The following is a 21613-nucleotide window of genomic DNA, read 5'->3' on the forward strand; positions in this document are numbered from 1 at the left end:
AATCAAGTTGCTTAAGCAGGATGGAGTTTTGTGGGTAAATCTTGCTTTCTCTTATGTTGACCATTTGTTTATTTGTGAATATTTTGTAATAGGAATGATTTTCAGGTTATCTTTGATAAAATTAATCAACCCTATACCTGAATGAGAAAACTTCTACTATTGTTTGTATTGCTTTGCATTGGAACATATTTATCTGCAGGCACACTAACAGCTCGTTATCCCATGGATTCCGCTGTGGTGACTGCAGCTCAGCAGGCATTACATTTTGCAGATTATATTAAAGGAAATGTTAGTTCCTGGAACAAAAAGTTGGGATATGATGCTGATTCAACACAGAAAGCCTCTATTATAATGAGCAGGGCTTCATGTGATTCTGCTACCTATTATATAAATGGTACGGTTACAAATCTGGTGAAGAATGATGTCGTGATGACTAAGTTATTTGATTATGGAGATGGTACTACGGGTACCGCAGAAGGAAATCATTTGTACACAGCCATTGGTAATTACACGGTAACATTTACGGCAGTAACTTTATTAGGTAATACATATACAACTACCCGAACAGTATCGATTCCGGGCTTACCTATTTCTGTAAGTTTGTCCTTACACAAGGGGGCACAGGATACCATTTTTGCTAAACCTGATTATCGTGACACGTCTTTCTATACCGTACAATGGTGGGGTGCAAACGCGAACCAGGACTTTAATAATCATGGCTGGTATGTAATTCCTACTGATGCAGGGGGGTACGATGTTTACATGATCGCTAAAAACGGTTGTGGAGTATCCCTGGATATGGAGTATACGCCTTCGCCAAAACCACCTGTTGATACAGCCAGGGCTGTAGCGCTCCTTTATGTGTCTCCTTCCTGTGATTCTACCACATATACCGTCAGTGGAGGGGTTGACCATCTGCGCACGAATGAAACAATTGTTTCTAAATCGTTTAATTTTGGAGATGGGACAACTGCTACTGAGAATGGCAGTCATCTCTATCCTTCTCCGGGTGCTTATACCTTAACTTTTACGGCGCTCACCTCAACAGGTAATTCCTATACAACCAGCAAATCAATATATGTTAGCGGCTTACCTGTTTCTGTAAGTTTGTCCTTACACAAGGGTGCGCAGGATACTATTTTTGCCAAGCCGGATTATCGCGACACGTCTTTCTATACCGTGCATTGGTGGGGTGTAAACGGGAACCAGGACTTTAGTAATCATGGTTGGTATATAATTCCAAAAGATGCAGGGTGGTACGATGTTTACATAACCGCTAATAATGCTTGTGCAGTATCCCTGAATATGGAATATACACCTCCGCCAACAACTCCTGTTGATACTACGCAGCAGGTAGCGCTCCTTTATGCGTCTCCTTCCTGTGATTCTGCTACGTATACCATTAGTGGAGGAGTTGATCATCTGCTAACGAATGAAACGATTGTTTCGAAATCATTTGATTTTGGAGATGGTACGACTGCTGCTGAGAATAGCAGTCATCTCTATACGTCTCCGGGAGTTTATACCTTAACTTTTACAGCACTCACCTCAGCTGGTAATTCTTATACCACCAGCAAATCAATACATGTTGGCGGTTTACCTGTTTCAGTAAGTCTTTCAATACACCACGGTGTACAGGATACCATTTTTGCTAAACCTGATTATCGTGACACGTCTTTCTATACGGTACAATGGTGGGGTGTAAACGGAAATCAGGACTTTAATAATCATGGTTGGTATGTAATTCCAAAAGATGCAGGGTGGTACGATGTTTACATAACCGCTAAAAATGGTTGCGTCGTATCCCTGAATATGGAGTATACGCCTCCGGTAGCTGTGCTCAGTATATCCCCGTATTCATGTGATTCTACTGAATATGCTGTAAGTGGATCCATGGAGCATTTGTATAAGGACGATGTAGTGGTTTCGAAATCATTTGACTTCGGGGATGGTACTACTGCCAGTGCAGATGGGAAACATATCTATACATCCAGGGGGCATTTTACGGTGACTTTTACTGCAGTTACCTCAACCGGTAATGCATATACTGCTACCCAATCTGTATTGGTGACAAGTTTGCCTGTTTCTATTAGTCTTTCCTTACATCGTGGTGTGCAGGATACGATCCTTGCCAAGCCAGACTATCGTGATATATCTGACTATACGGTGGATCGCTGGACTGAGAATGGGGTAACTATACCAGGGAGTAATAACTGGTATCTCCTGCCTTCCGTAGGTGGTTATTATAATCTTTATACGACTGCTAAAAATGGTTGTAAGGACTCTTCATACATAGCATATACCCCACCGGCTCCACCTGCACCTTCAGAGCCGGTGCCGGCGCAGATAATTCCTCCTGCTGCCAATGCCAGCCAGCTGGATCTTTCTGCTGATTTTGGAACTACATCCTTCAAAGATGACAACCAATTCACGATAGAGCTTACTGTTAAAAGTGTGAATGGTCGTAAGTTGGCCGAAGATGAGGTAATCAATCTGGGAACAGTGAAAGGCACTGATCCTGCTCATTTATCAGTAGAGATACCTGATTCACTGAATTGTGCATCCAACTATATAGTAAGGGTGGTATCCAATTCTCCTGCTGATACTACGTTGTGGTCATCTCCATTTACGATTACCAATCAGCCGCCAGAACCTGTTATTACACAGGTAGGCGATAGCTTGTTTACCAACAGTATTTATGAGTTGCAATGGTTTAAAGATAATGTGGCTATAAACGGTGCTACAAGTAAAGCTATCCGGGCAAGGGCAAATGGTGCATACAGGGTAGCTGCATTGAATGGGGTAGCTTGTAGCAGCCTTTCTGCTGCCCGTGCTGTAGTGATTACTGCTATCAGTAATGTTTCATTGGGAGCTAATACGGTAAGTGTTTTCCCGAATCCATCTGAAGGGCCGGTAAACCTGAAGTTTGGGTACCCCCTGTCAGACAAAGTATTTGTGAAAGTGTACAATTTAAATGGGGCGGTTGTTTACGCTACCACCACCTTACAGCAACAGTCATTACTGGATCTGACTGCTTTGCCACGAGGATTCTATACTGTGGAGGTAAGACTGAAGGACTCCCGTAAGGTGCTGACTATCATATTGCAGTAAGCAATTAGAATATTAGTATGTGAAGCCTGCCGGGAACTATACCGGCAGGCTTTTTTATTTGTGAGTATTTTATAATAAGTTTGACCCGCATAATCTGTAAAAAATCCCTATACATACATGAGAAGATTTCTACTATTGTTTGTATTGCTTTGTTTTGGGACCTATTTATCAGCACAAACATTGTCAGCCCGATTTGCTGTTGACTCTGCGGAAATGTGTTACCCACAACGAACCGTACATTTTACTGACCAGAGTACCGGTCAGATTGTTTCCTGGAACTGGTTTTTTGGAGACGGCACTTCTTCTACTGAACAAAACCCGACCCATATTTACAGTGGCAGAGGGAAGTATGTAGTGAGCCTGGTTGTTACTGACATCAACGGTCACATAGACTCAACTACGGCAGCTGGTAGTAGTGTAGCCATTAACATTTATCCTTTCATAGATTTTGGCATTCCTCACAACTATGTGGCTTGTAGTGAGTTGCAATTGAGCAACCAGGCCTATTCGCATATGACAGGAAGCTTCCCCGTGCAGCTATTGTGGTCTACGGGCTCTTCTGCAAATACTATTAGCGCGGATAGTACGGGTAAGTATATCCTTTACCAGCAGCAGTGTGGAACGTACATATCAGACTCAGTTTATGTCATAAAACCTGCCCATGTGCTGACGATCGGAGACCCGCTCCTGGTGAGCTATAATCTGAATACAGATTCGGTACTGATTGACTGGGGTGCATTGTATCCATTTCCGAAAGGCACCAAATATGATATTGACTGGGGAGCAGGCGTAACAGCCGATACGCTGAAGCAAACCAATTACATCTGGTACAAAGGTATAATGGGTAAAACGCTTTCTGTTTCATTCAAGGCTACCCTGCCTGCTGGCTGGGGTACGCAATGTGATACTATTGTTACAGCTACAAGAAAGGTGGAGAATGCAAGGATGAGTTTTGATGACTGGAATGGGCAGAATATTACCATGAATTATGGAGATACCTTAAGGACTGGCAACCCGGGATATTTCTACAATTGGACGCTACCAGATGGTACGATAAAGACAGATACAACAGGTTATCTGGTGGTGACTCAATCCGGAAAATATACCCTGTCGCTGAATTACCTGTACCAGTCTATAACGGAGACAGTGAATGTAAATGTGATAGGGCAATTAAGTCCCGTGTTTAAATACAGCCATGTCAATTGTGATCCGCTGACGATCAGCTGTACTTATACCGGTAATGCTGATAGTATCGTGGCTTATAAATGGAGTGTAAACGGACGTTATGCGTCTATGGACAGGAATCCTGTACTGAAGATAGATTCGGGCCTGAATGTGATCGGCATAATTATCACTAATGCATCAGGTGATAGTGCAGTTATGAGTAAGACGATCAGCTCTGAAGGAGCCTGGAAACTGAAGATAGCTATTGATAGTATCTATCCCTGTAGCTTTAGAGCTTATTTGAGGACCACAACCAATGCGCCTGAAGGTAAATATTCCGTTTCCTGGGAGAAAGGAACCAGTTACGCATACGATATGAATATGGCGATTGCGGATTCTTCAGGTATCTATATCGCTAATTTAAAAGATTCCTGTGGTAATATCCGTGCAACTGATACGCTGAACCTGTTCCTGGATCGGGTAATACGACCTATCATTGCGAAGGTGGGTGATAGTATTAAGGTGAGTAATATTATGGCTGATATTACTTACAAATGGTATAGAAATGATACACTGGTAGGTACGGGTACGGCCGCTCCATATCCAACAAAAAGTGGTATTTACAGTGCATATGCTTATAGGAATGATTCCTGTTTCCGCCAATCCTGGCCGCTGACCTATATCGCTCCCGGTGAAGGATTCAGCTACGGGATCTCCAGACTTCCTTCTGCCTGTGGTTTGAATGCGATCGACTTTACAGTTACGCCATCTTTACCTTATGGAGACAGCATTGTTTCTTATTTGTGGGTGGCAGGTAAAGATACTTCCCGTACTGATAGATTAACTATTGTGAAGAAAGATGGTGGAACTGTGAGCCCTTCATTGACAATGGTTTCAGCTTATGGGTTAAGTAAAACCATCATTGATACCTATACATTCCCGGTTCTTTCATTGAAGGTGATCAGTGATGGGTTGAATGCCTGTCATGATACAGCGAGACTTGCTGTAAGTGTGTCAGCAACGAATGCATACCAGGTAGTATGGGATGGTAAATATGTGGGTAATGTATATCCTGTTACTACAAGTGGATTGCATTATGCAGTATTGCAGGATACCTGTGGAAATAGTTATTTGCGGGATTCTGCTACGGTGACATTGCATCCTTATACCGCGGCCCTGGCACTTAATGCAGGGAAAGATACGATCTATTGTACACCTGATGACAGTCATGCATATACTTATAAATGGTATCGTGACGGTGTGGTGTTACAGAATGAAAGTAAATCATACCTGACAGGTTTGCTGAAGGGCGCTTCTTATATCGCTGCATTATCAGATACGGCGGGATGTATGAAAAGTACAGTGCCATTGGAGTATAATGTTGTGGCAAAACTGAAGGCATCATTTACAGCCGTTCCGGTTAACTGCGATTCTTCCTGGTATACTTTCTATGGAGCATATAATAATCTCACACCGGGTGATTCCGTAATAAGTTTTTATTATCAGTTTGATAATTCAGGTGGTGTACTCTCACAGGATACCTATAATATATTTAATGGTAAAGGAATTTATCCGGTCTCTTTTTCTATCAGGACCTTGAAGGGTGATACTGCGTCAGTAACGCAATATGTGAATGTGCCGGAGGTAGACAAGACGCCATGGCCTGTTGAAATTAAAGTGGATTGGGATTCATCATTCCCTTGTTATGATTTTAAGATCCTGACTGCAAGCACTACCCACCAGGGGCCATACACTTTGGGTTGGTCTACGGGTTTATCACGCAATAGTATTGAGGTACAGGAAAGCAACTACTACGTTGTCAGTATTTATGACACCTGCGGTCATATTCGTGGTCAGGCAGGCGTAGATGTAGTGGTAGCACCAGAATTCAAACCAGTCCTCACTTACCTGCCCGGTAATCCGGATACCTTGATGGCCTCAGTACCGCCTGCTAACTTTACCTATAAGTGGATGAGAGATAATACAGCATTAAAGGATACAGGAAATTATATCTTACCGGTTGGTTCCGGCGCTTATATGGTTTGGGCTAACAATAAAATAGGTTGTTTATCCGGAAGTGATTCCTTCCAATATGCAGATTCTATCCACCATGCAGCACGCCTTACATACACTATGTCTTCATGTGACTCCGCGACTTACTATATAAGTGGAGATATGGAAAATCTGTCTGCAGGTGAAACGATCGTTTCGAAAACATTTGACTACAGAGATGGTACGACAGCTACTGAAGATGGATGGCATACCTTTACTACCAAGGGCAATTTCGAAATGACATACACGGCAGTAACATCATCAGGTAATTCATATACGACTGCCAAAGCATTATATAACTACCGGCTTCCGGTATCAGTAAGTCTCTCTTTACACCGTGGCACACAGGATACTATCTTTGCCAGACCAGACTATCGTGATCCATCTTTCTTCACGCTTGAATGGAGTAAAGACAGCGTTGCTATTCCCGGTAAAGGTTGGTTTATCATTCCCTCCGGTGCCGGCAAATACGAAGTTTTTGTAAAACCTAAATACGGTTGTACGTATTCAAAATACCTGAATTATACGCCTGAACCTGCAAAGGCGGAAGTAACAACACCTGCTGCAAATGCCAGCCAGCTGAATCTTTCTGCTGATTTCGGCAATACCACTTTCAATACAGACAATGAATTTACTATCCAGCTGCAGGTAAAAGATCCGAATGGCCGTACCATCTACGCTACTGAAGCGGTCAACCTTGGTACGATAAAAGGTACTGATCCTGCAAACCTTTCAGTGGCAATACCGGCAACACTTGCATGTGCTTCCAACTATACGGTAAGAGTAATATCCAGTTCTCCTGCTGATACGACTAGCTGGTCTGGTACCTTTGCTATTACCAATCAGCCAGCACAGCCTGTCATCACACAGGTAGGCGATAGTCTCTTTACCAGCAGCGTCTACGATCTGCAATGGTACAAGGACAATGTGGCTATATCTGGTGCTACAAGTGACGCTATTCGTGCAAGAGCAAATGGCGCTTACAAGGTCGCCGCGCTGAATGGAAAAGGCTGCAGCAGTCTATCTGATGCCCGTGCGGTTGTGATTACAGCGATTAGCAACGTCTCATTAGGAAGCAATACAGTGAGTGCTTTCCCTAATCCATCTGAAGGGCAGGTTTACCTGAAATTCGGGTACCCGCTCACCCAGCAGATGTTGGTGAAAGTGTATAATGCCCAGGGAATTGTCGTTTATACAATTAAAACCAGCCAGCAACAACAGTTACTGGAATTGTCCACATTGCCTAAGGGCTTCTACCTGGTAGAAGTATCAGGATATAATACTAAAAAGGTATTGACGATTATTCTTCAATAAAAGATTCCTTATTTATCTTGAACCGCCGTTAATCGTTCAGATTAACGGCGGTTTTTCTTAGAAATAGCGGGTAATTCCTTTATAATCAACCCCAAGACCTCGCTCCTGATAAAAAAATACCTGTAATGGGTAATTTTACATTTAATAAAGTTCCATATCCGGCCTAATTTTATCTAACTCGGAATGGAATCAAAAATCAACAACGATCAAATTCTGGCCACGCGTCTGAAGAACGGCGATCACTCCGCATTTGAGGAATTATATGCTACTTATCACCAATTACTGTACAGTGTAGCATTCAAATACTTAAAGAGCGAAGCGGCTGCTGAAGATGCTGTGCACGAAACCTTCGTCAGACTGTGGACACACAGAGACGGACTGGATCCGATACAGGGTGTCCGTAATTATCTGTTTAAAACACTCAAGTTCCATATCCTGAACCTCATCAGAAACAACAAGCGTATGCTTGTCAAGAACTATGAGATTTCTTACAATGCAGGCGAAATTCACCAGGAAACTGAATCCGCCATTATTTTCAATGATTATAAAAAAGCTGTAGATATTGCTATCAACAGCCTTTCGGCGCAGAAGAAACATATCTTTAAAATGAAATCGGAGCTGGGCCTCTCCAATGAAGAGGTTGCCCAGCGTTTAGGATTGAGTATCAATACCGTTAAGTTCCAGTATTCACAAGCCAGCAAGACCCTGAAATCTGTTTTAAAGCTTCTTTTTACCTTCGCTGTAATCGTTTACAAACTTTTTTTTCGTTAGACATAATACTTTCTTAATTCTTAGGTGTAGTAATATATATGAAGCCGCTTATCGACCAGCATCTTTTACAAAAGTTCAGACAGGATCAATGTACACCCGAAGAATATAGGATTGTACTGGATTGGTTCTCTACTGATGACGGTAAACGGTACCTGGAAGAATCGATCCTGCGGGACCTGGAGGAAGGAAAAGGAAGTGATGTGACCGTGCCACCGGCACTGTATGAGCGTGTGATGAACACGATTGCATACAAGCCACGCCGCCGCATCTATACTATGCTGAAAGTTGCCGCTGTCGCAGCGGGTTTAATCGTGACAACCTATGCAGGAGTAGCCTTTTACCATTACCAACAGTTGAAAGTAATTCATACAGCTTATGGAGAACTGCGTACCGTAGTATTACCAGATCAATCGGTAATTACCCTGAATGCCAACAGTACTTTACGTTATTATGATAATTGGAAACACGCGAAAAACAGGGAAGTCTGGATAGAAGGGGAAGCCTGGTTCTCCGTTCACCCTACACCCGTTCCACGTCCTTTTCTGGTAAATACAGCCAGCAAAATGCAGGTAGAAGTACTGGGTACTACTTTCAATCTTATAGACAGACATGGTCGTATGCAGGTAGTGCTTAATTCAGGTAAAGTTCGCCTGCATAGCAGTGAAGATCCTGAAAAGACAATCGTTATGCAGCCAGGTGACCTGGTAGAATTCAAGCAACAGCAGAAGACTGTGGAAAGGAAGCATACGGATACACGGACCTATACTTCCTGGACGAAGCGCAATCTTCATTTTGAAAATGCCACTTTCTCCCAGTTGGCACAGCAACTGGAAGATACTTATGGAGTAGCAGTAGAGATCAGGGACTCCTCTCTGTTACGCCAGCAGTTCACCGGCACTGTGCCCGGTCAGCAAATGGACATGTTGCTGGAGGGTTTGTCAGAACTATTTCATGTAAAGATTACAAAGGAAAACAACAAAGTTATAATAGAAAAAGAGTAAGAAAAACGAAACAACCAATGCCGTATGAGATGTATGTTGGTGTACAACAGCATGCAAACGTAACAGCGCTTTAAATTTTCATTTATGCTTAAAGGTCGTAGCTCTTTCGCTCAATAGCGAAGCAGGACTTCTTATGACTTTTAGGTAACGAAACACAAACCACACTCACATGAACAAGTTCGTTAGTGCCTTTATGGCGGCTATGGGCATAGCATGTTTAAATAACATGCCTGCCAGTGCCCAGGACCTGGCTATGCTGGGGAAATCCGGCACGGCTCCTTTCGAAAGAACGCAGACAAAATCGCTGAAGACAGTTCTGGACAAACTGGAGCTCAAATACAATGTACACTTCATGTACAAAAGTAAGCTGGCCAAATTGCAGTTGTCGAACGTAGAAGAAAGCACCACTTCCATTGATGAAGAGCTGAAATCTATTACCGTTCCAAATAAACTGCGTTATAAAAAACTCGGAGAAGGTTTCTATATCATCTTTGCTCAGGATGATGAACCTGCTACGCCTACTACTTCCAATGGTGGTTTAAATACCATCGCTTCATCCATTTCCCCCGAAATGATCACCAGTAGCGCGCTGAGAGCTATACCTGTTACAGGTGTGGTGACAGACGACAAAGGACAACCTATTCCGGGTGTAACTGTATTGGTAAAGGGTACTACCACTGGTACAACTACCGATGTAAATGGTACCTGGAAACTGAATGTTCCTGATGCTACTGCTACGCTCGAATTTTCCTTTATTGGATATGTAAAACAGGAAGTACCTGTAAATGGTACCACCAACTTTTCTATTAAATTGATGCAGGATGTTACAAGTATCTCCGAAGTCGTTGTAGTAGGTTATGGTACACAGAAAAAAGTAAACGTAACAGGTGCTGTGACTGCCATTGATGGTAAGGATATCAGCGCTAAACCTATCGGCCAGGTATCTACTGCATTGCAGGGGGTAGCGCCGGGTGTTACGGTAACTACTGGTTCCGGTCAGCCTGGTAAAGACCAGGGTACTGTGAAGATCCGTGGTGTCGGCACATTTAATAATACTGATCCATTGGTATTGGTAGATGGTGTGCAGATGAGCATGAACGATATAGATGCGAATGATATCTCCAGCTATTCTGTACTGAAAGATGCTGCTGCTTCTGCAATTTATGGTGTGAGAGCAGCGAATGGTGTGATCCTCATTACTACAAAAAGAGGTACCACCGGCAAAGCAAAGGTGACTTATTCCAACTATTTCGGCTGGCAGAAACCTGCCCGTCTTGCAAAATATGTAGGTGCTCAGGATTTCATGAAACTGGTGAACCAGACTGCTGGTACCGGTATCTATTCTGATACACAGATTTCTGCCTATAACGACCCTAACCGTGATACCGATGTTTATCCTGATAACTACTGGCTGAAGAAAATTCTGACCGGTAGCGGGTTTCAACAGGAACATAGCCTGGGTATAGCAGGTGGTTCCGAAAATGTGAAATACCATTTCTCTGCTAACTATTTCGATCAGAAAGGTCTGATCCGGAACATGGATTTCAACAGGATCACTGTTCGTTTGAACACTGATATCAATGTGACGAAGAAACTGACTTTCAGTGCAGACATTTCTGCGCGTCTGAATGATAGAAATGAACCACAGGGTGTAGCTGGTTCTGCGTGGTACCAGTTTGGTCAGGGTGCTGTGATTAACCCACTCACTGTAAACAGATTTAAAGATGGACAGTGGGGTATTGTAAGAGGTGGACAGAACCCAATCCGTTTACAGGAAGAAGGTGGTTTGTACAACTACAAGAGCAACCTGTTCTCCGGTAACTTTAAAGGTGTATACGACCTGGTAAAAGGTCTGAAACTGACAGGTACCGCTGCGGTGAACTACCAGTCAGATTACAACTCTCAGCGCGAAAAGATCCTGATTTACGAAACTGATCCGCTGCATCCTGATCTTTCCGTTACCAAGCCCTTTGGTCAGAATTCCCTGATCAAGGAGGCACAGGGCTACTGGTTCAAAAACTTCCAGGGTATAGCTGAATATACCAAACAATTTGGTAAGCATTCCTTCAAACTCTTAGGTGGTGCTTCTCAGTTGAATGAAACGACTGACTACCTGTATGGTTTCAGAAAGAACCTGGCTACGGGTACCACACAGTTGGATGGTGGTGAAATGGGTACACAGACCAACAAGGGCTGGGCTATGGAATACAACCTGGTATCCTTCTTCGGCAGATTGAATTATAACTTCGATGAGAAATACCTGATCGAAGCGAACATTCGTCGTGATGGATCTTCCCGCTTCCCTGATGGACAGCGCTGGGGTACATTCCCTTCCTTCTCACTGGGCTGGAGAGTATCTCAGGAATCATTTATGCGGGATATTACCTGGCTGAATGACCTGAAATTACGTGGTTCATGGGGCCAGTTAGGTAATGACAGGGTGATTGTAGATAAGGACAATCCACTGATTGTAAACTATCCTTACCAGACTACTTATAACTATAACAGTTATCCTTTTGGTGGTGTGCTGAACCCTACTGCGGGTATCAAGATCTATCCAAACAGTGGTCTGACATGGGAAACTGCAACTATGACTGATATTGGTCTGGATGCAACTGTACTGAATAAACTGGATGTAACTTTCGACTGGTACAACAGAACAACTAAGAACATTTTGATGACCCTGCCGATTCCATCTTCTGTAGGTCTGGATCCTGCCGCTATGAATGCTGCAAAGGTACAGAACATAGGATGGGAACTGGGGCTGAACTATCATAATACAATTGGGGATAAAGGATTTAAATACAATGTTGGTTTCAACATCGCTGATGTGAAAAACAAGATCCTGGATGTGAAAGGCTCTGACCAGATCACGAAGGATAACAATAATATTTATACCGGTTATGTAACAGGTCAGGCTATCAATACGCTGTATGGTTACAAATCAGAAGGCATCTTCCAGACAGCAGAACAGGTAGCATCCCATGCTACGCAGGATCCTAAAACGGGTGCAGGTGACCTGATCTACAAAGACATCGATGGTAATGGTGTTATTAGTCAGGCATTGGATCGCAAAGGTGGTGATCTCGTGAATATTGGTAACACGATGCCACGCTTTACATATGGTTTCAACCTGGGTGCATCATACAAGCACTTTGATTTCTCTGCATTCTTCCAGGGTGTGGGTAAAGTGGATATCATGACCCTGCCTATCGAAAGAGCGCCTACTTCTACTGATGGTAACTTCAGGAAAGAACACCTGGATAGCTGGACGCCTTCAAATACGGGTGCTGCTTTCCCAAGATTGCAGACAAGTACACAGAACTATTTTTCCTCTTCCTATTGGGTAAGAAGCGGTGCATACCTGCGTCTGAAGAATGTTTCACTGGGCTATTCTCTGCCGGCAAACATCTTTGGTAAATCAGGAGGTTTTGACAGATTCCGTGTGTATGTAAGTGGTTCCAACCTGCTTACTTTCTCTTCACTGCCTAATGATATAGATCCGGAAACGCCAAATGACAGCAGGTATTACCCACAGGTAAAGACCTACACTTTCGGATTCAATGTGTCATTCTAAACTTAGTAAGTCATGAAGAAATTATCGATCTTAATAATGCTGGGAGGAATCGCATTTGCCGGTTGTAATAAACAACTGGACGACCAACCACAATCCAGCACCAGCCAGGCAACTTACTGGGCGAGTGCCACAGATGCCACCAATGCTGTAAACAGTTGTTATACCCGTCTGGGTGATGTGGATAACCGCATCTTTATTTCCTGTGCTACCGATGATAGCTACAGCTGGAGTGACTGGCCAAGTGATGTAAGACAGGTGGGCAATGGTAGTGGTACTGTCAGTACCGGTACTTATAACAACTTCTGGAGCAACCTGTATCGCATGATTGCTACCTGCAATGATGTAACGGATAATATAGACAGGGTGAAAATGGATGATGACCTGAAAGCACGTCTGAAAGGTGAAGCCCGTTTTCTCAGAGCATTTGCTTATCAGCAGCTGATCGGACTGTATGGAGATGTGGTATTCAGAGATCATACTCCTGCTGTTGCTGAATTTGCTATTCCCCGCACACCACGTGCTACAGTAGCAAAATGGATTGTAGATGAACTGGATGCTATTGCGCCTGCGCTGCCGATCTCTTATGGTTCTTCTGATCGTGGTAGAATTACCCGTGGTGCTGCACTGGCACTGAAAGCACGTACACTGCTGTACGAAGGTAACTATGCAGATGCTGCAATTGCTGCCAAAGCTGTGATGGATCTGGGTTACTACAAGATTGACGGGAACTATGTGAGCCTGTTCAATGGTAATAACAAAGAAAGCCTGGAGCTGATCTTAACGGCTGGTTATGTAAAAACTACAAAACCAAATTCGCTGGCTACATGGGTAGGTGGTCCTTCTATGGGGGGCTGGTCACAGGTAGTGCCTTTGCAGTCACTGGTAGATGCTTATGAGTGTACGGATGGTAAGACCATCGATCAGTCTACTGTGTATGATGCTGCGCATCCTTTCAATAATCGTGACCCACGTTTGAAAATGGTGGTGATCACACCGGGTGATGTGCTGAACGGTGTAACCATTGACGTAACGAATACGAGTGGACTGGATGCATTGAGTAAAAACAATGCTTCATTTACAGGTTATTATTACAGGAAATATTTACCTACTGATATAGATGGTAACTGGGATAGTAATTCTTACAATGATATGGTGCTGATGCGTTATCCTGAAGTGTTGCTGATCTATGCAGAAGCAAAGATCGAACTGAACCAGATCGATCAGTCTGTATACGATGCGATCAACCAGGTAAGACAACGTCCGGGTGTAGGTATGCCTGCTGTAACAGCGGCTACTGCAGCTACACAGGATGCAATGAGAGAGGTAGTACGTCGTGAAAGACATGTTGAGTTCCCAATGGAAGACATCCGCCTTTTCGACATCCGTCGCTGGAAGATAGCTGATAAGGTAATGAATGGAGTAGCGTATGGTATTCTGAATAACTATGATGCGAGCCGTGCTGATTACGGTAAGCATGTAGTGATCGAGACCAGAAGTTTTGCTACGCGTGATTATCTCTGGCCGGTTCCTCAGTCTGAAATTTCTGCAAATTCAGCAGTATTGCCGAATAATACAGGATGGTGATTTAGTCAATATTCCCCGCCAAACGAGAAAAGCCTCTGCTTATGCAGGGGCTTTTTTGTTTAAAAAAAATGTTAATTCCCGGCATCAAAAGTAACTTCCGGCCCTGTATATCGCTTTATATAAAAATCTTTATGCCTACCCGACTGTTACTCTGTACCTTGTTCGGGGGACTCCTGCTCGTAAATGCCTGTAGGTCGGATCATGATTGGGATACCAATTCGACGCCTTACGAACCAGTTTATAATGCAGACCCCAGTACCAAGCATGTTCGTTTTTTACCTCCCCGCTCCACCGTTAACGGTGGAAACCTTTACACTTCCGGTGATTATGTACTGGAAGAAGAAAAAGACTCCGGTTTACATGTAATCTCTTACCAGGATGCTGTCCATCCTAAAAAACTGGCCTTTATCAGCGTGCCGGGTTTCCGTGCGGCGGCCATCAAAGGCGATTACCTGTATGTCAGTAATTACGATGACCTGGTGACCATTCGTTTAAATGGCTTCGGCAATATGCAGGAAGCAGGCCGCATTTCACAGGCCTGGCACCTGAACGATTATCCTCCCTTCACCGGTGTATTGTTCGTATGCGCCGACAGCACCAAAGGCACTATCGTTGCCTGGAAACTAAGTGAAGATCTTTCCGGAACCTCTGCAAAATGCCGTAGATAATGAAGAAAATTTACATCATCTATATATTCTTACTGTCAGCACCCTTATTGATGTCTACCTCCAAACCTATTGCTGTACGTTATGTAGCTCCTTATAAAAAAGTAGCACAGGCGGGTATCATCATCGATGGCAATCACCTGTTCATTGCCGACAATGATAATTTAGTCAGTTATGATATTTCCCAGCCCGCTACCCCTGCTGAAAGAGAACGCCAGCGTATAAGTGGCGGGATAGATACGCTATATATGTATCATCAAAACCTTATTGTATGCAAGGATAATTTTTATGGTAGCGATGTATTTGATGTTTCGTCAGGCAGTTTCGTCAGCTCAGGTATTTATTGGCCCTGGGGCAGCTGTAATAAAGTTGCCCTATCTGGTGATAAAGCATTTGTTACAGATAAAACAGGTTATACCTGTACCGCCGAAAATCCTGATCATAGTGTGAAGATTTACAGGATCAATACCCCCGCTGCCGCAGAATTTGTGGCTGGCATTAATATCAGCGATGTATCTGCCATGATTGCTACCGAAACTACCTTATATGCCTCCAGGGGGAAAGAGGGTTTAGCCGTAATCGATATAGCAACAAATACGGTGAAAACCGGTATTGCTTCCAATTCCTATTACCAGCTGCAGATCTCTGGCAATAAGTTGTTCGCCAGGGCCAAGAGCTCCCTGGATTGTTATGACATCACCCATCCTCAATCCCCTGTATTGATTTCAGAGTTCGCAAACTGATACCTACAATGAAACAATTATACTTCACTATTTTATTGATGGGCTGCATAATGGCAGCAAGTGCACAATCCTCTCTAACGGGCATGCGTATATTCGTAAACGTACCCTCTTTTACAGAAATTGATGGTGGACCGGCCCTGGGGCTGGAATACCGTATCAGAGACAATATCAGCGTAGCGCTCGAAGGGCAGTGGATCTTATACAGTTTAAGTAATTACGTAGCAGAGAATCATGGTTTTCGCTTTACGCCGGATGTGAAGTTCTTTTTACCCGGCAGTAAGAAGCGTTATAAGTGGTTTTTCGCAGCGCAGGCTTTGTATAAGCAGGTGAATACATTTGAGGATTACATTATACCTCATTATGAAAATAATACGCAGGTGTACCAGGAACTGAGGGCCTATGAAAGGCAAAAGCAGGTATTTGCTTTCGGCGGCCGTTTTGGTATTCAATCCACTTTTGGGGGAAAGAAAGAGCGTTTTTACATGGAAGTTTCTACGGGACTGGGCTTTAGATGGAAAGGCACGCACTTCCTGCAAAATCCACCGGAAGGTAGTCTCAAACGTGGTCGCGAACCATTATTAGATATCGAAGGCTGGAACCCTGATGTGCCCTATAAAGTAAGATTTGGATATCGTTTATGATTATGAAGAGAACATTACTCATTGCTACAACCATTTTGCTTGCATTGCAAAGCATGGCTCAGGACATTGAATTGAATCATGAAAAGCCAACCGCAGGAACAAAAGCAGAATTGATCCGCAGAGCGAAGTTGAAAAAAAATTACGTTACCGATAAGGCCCTGGATCCAAGGCCACCGTCTCCCAGTGAACCCGGGGTGACAGTGGGCACGAATTTTCTTTCGCTGTTAGAAGAAGATGCTGGTCCATCATTGTGGGTGGAATATAGGTTTTCAAAACACCTGGAAGTGGGGCTACAGGGAACCTGGGTGCTTTACAGTGGTAGAAATGATGATTTCCCGCATAATGGTTTTCGTTTTCAACCGGATTTGAAATATTATTTCCTGCCGAAGCATCATAAGATCATGCCTTTTGTAGGCTTGGGTGGTGTATTTACACAGGTACATTACAGGGCCTTTACTACAGAACCGGATGATGGAATGGCAGGAGGCCCAAGTTTTTCAAAGGCCGGAACGACAATGGAGAATAAGCGGATGCTGGGATATGCGCTTATATTTGGTTTTAAGAAATACCTGGATAGGGATCGGCATCGCCTGGCATTGGAGGTGTATATGGGGTTGGGAGGGAAGTGGAAAAGTTTTCCGGGCAGGTCGGCAGAGAGAACGAAGTATATAGAGAACAGGATTAATGATTTGCATAATCCAATTGATTTTGGGTTCTTTGATGGTTATGAGTATTTGAGGCCGAATCAGTATGCGTATATACCGGTTTGTGTAAAGATTGGGTATCGTTTCTGATCTTTGGAAAATAATAAATTCAAACTGGTACACGACCTATTTCCCCTGCTTTTGGATACCGTTGCTGATTCCGTTATATTTGGTTGATAGTCACCAAATCAATCTTAAAGAATTCACGGAATGAAAGACGTATTTATTGTCGCCGCTGTGCGCACCCCAATAGGCTCGTTTAATGGCGCCTTGTCGACCCTGCCAGCTACCCGGATGGGAGCAATTGTGATCAAAGCCGCCCTGGAACAGGCGGGTGTATCAGCGAGTGCTGTTAATGAAGTATTTATGGGCAATGTAATCAGTGCCAACCTTGGTCAGGCGCCTGCCAATCAGGCCAGCATCTATGCCGGATTACCGAATACCGTGCCTTGTACCACTGTCAATAAGGTATGTGCCTCGGGCATGAAGTCCATTATGCTGGCAGCACAAAGTATCCAGCTGGGAGATAATGATGTGGTCGTGGCTGGCGGCATGGAGAATATGAGTGCGGTGCCTTACTACCTGGACAAGGCAAGAAACGGGTACAAACTCGGTCATGGTACATTGTCGGATGGTATTATCCGGGATGGGCTCTGGGACCCTTACAAAGATTTTCACATGGGTAATGCTGCTGAGATCTGTGCCAAGGAATATAAAATATCGCGGGAAGAGCAGGATGAATATGCCTCGCGAAGCTATAAGCGGGCAGCGGAGGCCTTTGAGAAAGGATATTTTAAAAATGAGATCGTACCAGTAGAAATCCCCGGAAAAACAGTCGTTACAATCGCCGAAGATGAAGATTATAAAAAAGTTAACTTCGAAAAGATCCCAACACTAAAACCCACATTCCAGAAAGACGGTACTATTACAGCAGCAAATGCATCCAACATCAATGATGGAGCTGCCGCTTTGGTATTGGTAAGCGGAGAGAAGCTGCAAGAACTTGGGTTGAAACCATTGGCGAAGATCATCAGTTTTGCAGATGCCTCGCAGGCACCGGAGTGGTTTACCACTACACCGGTAAAGGCGGTGAATAATGCACTGAAGAAAGCAGGGATGACGATTGACCAGATGGATTTTGCGGAGCTCAATGAAGCATTTTCCTGTGTGCCGATTGCGAATCAGCGGGATCTGGCGCTGGATATGGAGAAGGTGAATGTATGGGGAGGAGCGGTAGCCCTGGGGCATCCTATAGGATGTAGTGGTGCCAGGATAGTAGTGACACTGAATTCAATATTGCATCAAAATAATGCTAAATATGGTGTGGCGGGGATTTGTAATGGAGGAGGAGGGGCGAGTGCCATCATTATAGAAAAAGTCTGAATGGATAAAAGGGATCTGCCGGGCAGGCAGATCCCTTTATCTGTATAAACTTAGTGTTGTATCCAGTTTTGTTCCCCTGCCTGTCTCTTCTACCATATTGAGGTGCAACCATACGCTATCATTTCCTCTTTTCTCCATCTTTACCGCCAGGATATTCCGCTCCGGCATAATCACATCACTGGTAATCTTTTCAAATAAATAGTATTTATCCTGCACCAGGCTAAACGAGGGATGCCTGTCAATAATATCGACACTCTTGGTTTGCAGGGCAAAATCGTCATCAATCCGGTACCTTACCATTTTTGCATCAGACAATAAGCCTAAACCCATAATTACTGCCAGGGTCCGTAAAGGAGGGAGGAGCAGGCCGGCTGCCAGCACAAATGGAAACATGTAAAATGCTGCCAGGTATACCCGTTTCCCGGATACCTCTGGTTGTGTGAGACCATATAATATAATGGCGGAACCGGCATAGAAGGTGAAGAATACCTTTTCTGTATAGCTGCCTTTAAAGCCATAGCCGCTGATCAGGAGGATGATGCAAAGCAGGGAGAAAAATAGCATAGTGAGATGGAAATACCACATCAGCTGGGTGATGACAGGTGCTTTCACCTTCTTGATCTTGCAGGAAATGGCTGCCAGGAAGCAGATAGCCAGGACGGTTAAGGTAAACATAGGTAAAGGATTATCGCAGCTAATATATATAATATATATGTATTATTTATATAGAAAAGGGGCCAGGCAGCCGGAAATCAATTGTTTTATCTCAATTAAAAGTGATTTAACCCTTCCTTGCTGCCGCAGGCCATCCTGCGAGCAATTAATCTTTGCTTTTTTCACCATTAAACAATAATTTTGCCCCTGCCTTTGAGAAAACAAAGGCAAATCATCTTTCAAACTTTAAGAGTAACAGCATGCGTCAGATAGCTTTCAGACAAGCCTTACGAGAAGCCTTACAGGAAGAAATGCGCCGTGACGAGCGGGTTTTCCTGATGGGAGAGGAAGTAGCCGAATATAATGGTGCCTACAAAGTTAGCCAGGGATTGCTGGATGAATTTGGGGAAAAAAGAGTGATAGATACTCCTATTGCCGAGTTGGGTTTTACAGCAATCGGAGTAGGTGCTGCACAGAATGGACTTCGTCCGGTTCTGGAATTCATGACCTGGAACTTTGCCGTACTGGCGCTGGATCAGATCCTGAATACTGCTTCAAAGATGCTTGCTATGAGTGGTGGACAGGTAGGTTGCCCGATCGTATTCCGTGGCCCTAATGGTTCCGCAGGTCAGCTGGGTGCTCAGCACTCCACTGCTTTTGAAAGCTACTATGCAAATATCCCAGGTTTAAAAGTTGTTTCCGTTTCCAACCCATACGATGCTAAAGGTCTGCTGAAAGCGGCTATCCGCGACAATGACCCGGTTGTATTCATGGAGAGTGAGCAGATGTATGGTGATATGGGTGAAGTACCTGAAGAAGAGTACATCATTCCTATCGGTAAGGCTGATATCAAACGCGCTGGTAGAGATGTTACCATCGTATCTTTCAATAAAATGATGAAGGTTGCGCTGGGTGCAGCTGAAGAACTGGCTAAAGAAGGTATCGAGGCTGAAGTTATCGACCTCCGCACCATTCGTCCGCTGGACTGGTTCACCATCCTGGAGTCTGTTAAGAAGACTAACCGCCTGGTGATCGTTGAAGAACAGTGGCCATTCTCCAGCATCTCTTCTGAGATCTCCTACAGAATCCAGAAAGAAGGTTTCGACTACCTGGATGCTCCGATCCGTCGTATCACTGCTGCTGATGCACCTATGCACTACGCACCAAACCTGGTGAAAGCATATCTGCCTGATGTGGAAAGAACAGTGAAACTGGTGAAAGAAGTCATGTACATGAAGAAGTAATTATTTCAGAGAAATAGAAAAGCCGTCTCAATTGAGACGGCTTTTTTTATTTTAAACCAAAAAATAATCATCAGTTAAAACAGGAAGCATCAAAAAGTCATCCTCATCCAAATAAGTCGGAAGACAGGTATCTATCTCCCCTGTCGCAAATAATACACACTATCACCCCTTTATCCAGCTCCCTGGACAATCTTTCTGCCGCTGACACGGCTCCGCCGCTACTCATTCCACAAAACACACCTTCTTCCTTAGCCAGTCTCCTTGTCATGATCCTCGCTTCGTCTTCTGCAATATCCATGATCCTGTCTACCCGCTGGCGGTCAAAGATCTTTGGCAGGTAGGCTTCCGGCCATTTACGGATACCGGGTATCTTAGACCCGTCTGTAGGCTGACAACCAACTATCTGCACTGCTTCATTCACTTCCTTCAGGTATTTGGACACGCCCATAATCGTTCCTGTAGTACCCATGGCACTTACAAAATGCGTCACAGTGCCGGCAGTATCTCTCCAGATTTCCGGACCCGTGGTTTTATAGTGCATATCATAGTTATCCGGGTTGCCAAACTGGTTCAGCATATGATATCCCCCTTTGGCCACCTGGGCATTGGCATAATCAATAGAACCTTCCATGGACTGTTCTTTTGGAGTCAGGATCACCTTTGCCCCAAAGGCTTCCATGGTAAGTACTCTTTCCCTGGTCGCATCTTCCGGCATGACCAGTTCTATTTCTACGCCAAAGAGGCTGGCAATCATGGCCAGTGCAATGCCCGTATTACCGCTGGTAGCTTCTATCAGTTTTATACCCTGTTTCAGTTCTCCTCTGTCCAGTGCGCCTTTGATCATGCCATAGGCCGCCCTGTCTTTGACACTGCCTCCCGGATTGTTGCCTTCCAGTTTTGCCAGAATGGTCACATCCGGATTGGCGCTGATGTGCTTCAGCTTAACCATAGGCGTATTGCCTACCAATTCCAATATTCCTTTTCCTTGCATCAGTTTTATTGTTT

General features: G+C 44.1%; 14 protein-coding genes. 12 read left to right on the forward strand and 2 right to left on the reverse strand.

Annotated features, from left to right (window positions below; translation table 11 throughout):
* Nucleotides 1-141 precede the first annotated feature (141 nt).
* From U0033_RS28715 to U0033_RS28765, 11 genes are all read left to right on the forward strand, one after another.
* Nucleotides 142-3111 (forward strand): PKD domain-containing protein, encoded by a 2970-nt coding sequence (locus tag U0033_RS28715; protein WP_143150733.1) that lies wholly within the window; start codon nucleotides 142-144, stop codon nucleotides 3109-3111.
* A gap of 117 nt (nucleotides 3112-3228) precedes the next feature.
* Nucleotides 3229-7641 (forward strand): PKD domain-containing protein, encoded by a 4413-nt coding sequence (locus U0033_RS28720; protein WP_083571544.1) that lies wholly within the window; start codon nucleotides 3229-3231, stop codon nucleotides 7639-7641.
* 183 nt (nucleotides 7642-7824) lie between these two features.
* The gene (locus U0033_RS28725) at nucleotides 7825-8412 is read left to right on the forward strand and encodes an RNA polymerase sigma factor (protein WP_072361645.1); all 588 of its coding nucleotides are present in this window, start codon (nucleotides 7825-7827) and stop codon (nucleotides 8410-8412) included.
* Nucleotides 8413-8450: 38 nt separating this feature from the next.
* Nucleotides 8451-9413, forward strand: a complete 963-nt coding sequence (locus U0033_RS28730) for a FecR family protein (RefSeq protein WP_072361648.1) — start codon at nucleotides 8451-8453, stop codon at nucleotides 9411-9413.
* A gap of 169 nt (nucleotides 9414-9582) precedes the next feature.
* Nucleotides 9583-12990 carry a SusC/RagA family TonB-linked outer membrane protein gene (locus tag U0033_RS28735; RefSeq protein ID WP_072361651.1) on the forward strand — a complete coding sequence of 1136 codons (3408 nt, stop codon included), beginning with the start codon at nucleotides 9583-9585 and terminating at the stop codon, nucleotides 12988-12990.
* 12 nt (nucleotides 12991-13002) lie between these two features.
* Nucleotides 13003-14574 (forward strand): RagB/SusD family nutrient uptake outer membrane protein, encoded by a 1572-nt coding sequence (locus U0033_RS28740; RefSeq protein ID WP_072361655.1) that lies wholly within the window; start codon nucleotides 13003-13005, stop codon nucleotides 14572-14574.
* Between the two features lie 131 nt (nucleotides 14575-14705).
* Nucleotides 14706-15242, forward strand: coding sequence for a hypothetical protein (locus U0033_RS28745; protein ID WP_072361657.1), 537 nt, complete (start codon nucleotides 14706-14708; stop codon nucleotides 15240-15242).
* Nucleotides 15242-15982, forward strand: a complete 741-nt coding sequence (locus U0033_RS28750; RefSeq protein ID WP_072361659.1) for an LVIVD repeat-containing protein — start codon at nucleotides 15242-15244, stop codon at nucleotides 15980-15982. The genes U0033_RS28745 and U0033_RS28750 overlap by 1 nt, the downstream gene beginning before the upstream one ends.
* Before the next feature lie 8 nt (nucleotides 15983-15990).
* Nucleotides 15991-16623, forward strand: a complete 633-nt coding sequence (locus tag U0033_RS28755) for a DUF3575 domain-containing protein (protein WP_083571545.1) — start codon at nucleotides 15991-15993, stop codon at nucleotides 16621-16623.
* Nucleotides 16624-16625: 2 nt separating this feature from the next.
* Complete coding sequence (locus U0033_RS28760; protein WP_072361665.1) at nucleotides 16626-17417, forward strand: DUF3575 domain-containing protein; 792 nt, start codon at nucleotides 16626-16628, stop codon at nucleotides 17415-17417.
* Between the two features lie 120 nt (nucleotides 17418-17537).
* Nucleotides 17538-18710 (forward strand): acetyl-CoA C-acyltransferase, encoded by a 1173-nt coding sequence (locus tag U0033_RS28765; RefSeq protein ID WP_072361668.1) that lies wholly within the window; start codon nucleotides 17538-17540, stop codon nucleotides 18708-18710.
* Between the two features lie 36 nt (nucleotides 18711-18746).
* On the opposite strand, the gene U0033_RS28770 is transcribed toward U0033_RS28765, so the two are convergent.
* The gene (locus U0033_RS28770) at nucleotides 18747-19385 is read right to left on the reverse strand and encodes a hypothetical protein (RefSeq protein WP_072361671.1); all 639 of its coding nucleotides are present in this window, start codon (nucleotides 19383-19385) and stop codon (nucleotides 18747-18749) included.
* Nucleotides 19386-19624: 239 nt separating this feature from the next.
* Here U0033_RS28770 and U0033_RS28775 point away from each other — a divergent pair, with 239 nt between their 5' ends.
* Nucleotides 19625-20608: a pyruvate dehydrogenase complex E1 component subunit beta gene (locus U0033_RS28775; protein ID WP_072361673.1), complete on the forward strand. Its 984-nt coding sequence runs from the start codon at nucleotides 19625-19627 to the stop codon at nucleotides 20606-20608.
* A 103-nt stretch (nucleotides 20609-20711) separates the two neighbouring features.
* Here U0033_RS28775 and cysM read toward each other — a convergent pair whose 3' ends face one another.
* A complete protein-coding gene (gene cysM, locus U0033_RS28780; protein WP_072361676.1) occupies nucleotides 20712-21599 on the reverse strand; it encodes a cysteine synthase CysM in 888 nt (295 codons plus the stop codon).
* Between the last annotated feature and the right edge of the window lie 14 nt (nucleotides 21600-21613).

The sequence above is a fragment of the Chitinophaga sancti genome, from assembly GCF_034424315.1.
GTDB lineage: Bacteria > Bacteroidota > Bacteroidia > Chitinophagales > Chitinophagaceae > Chitinophaga > Chitinophaga sancti.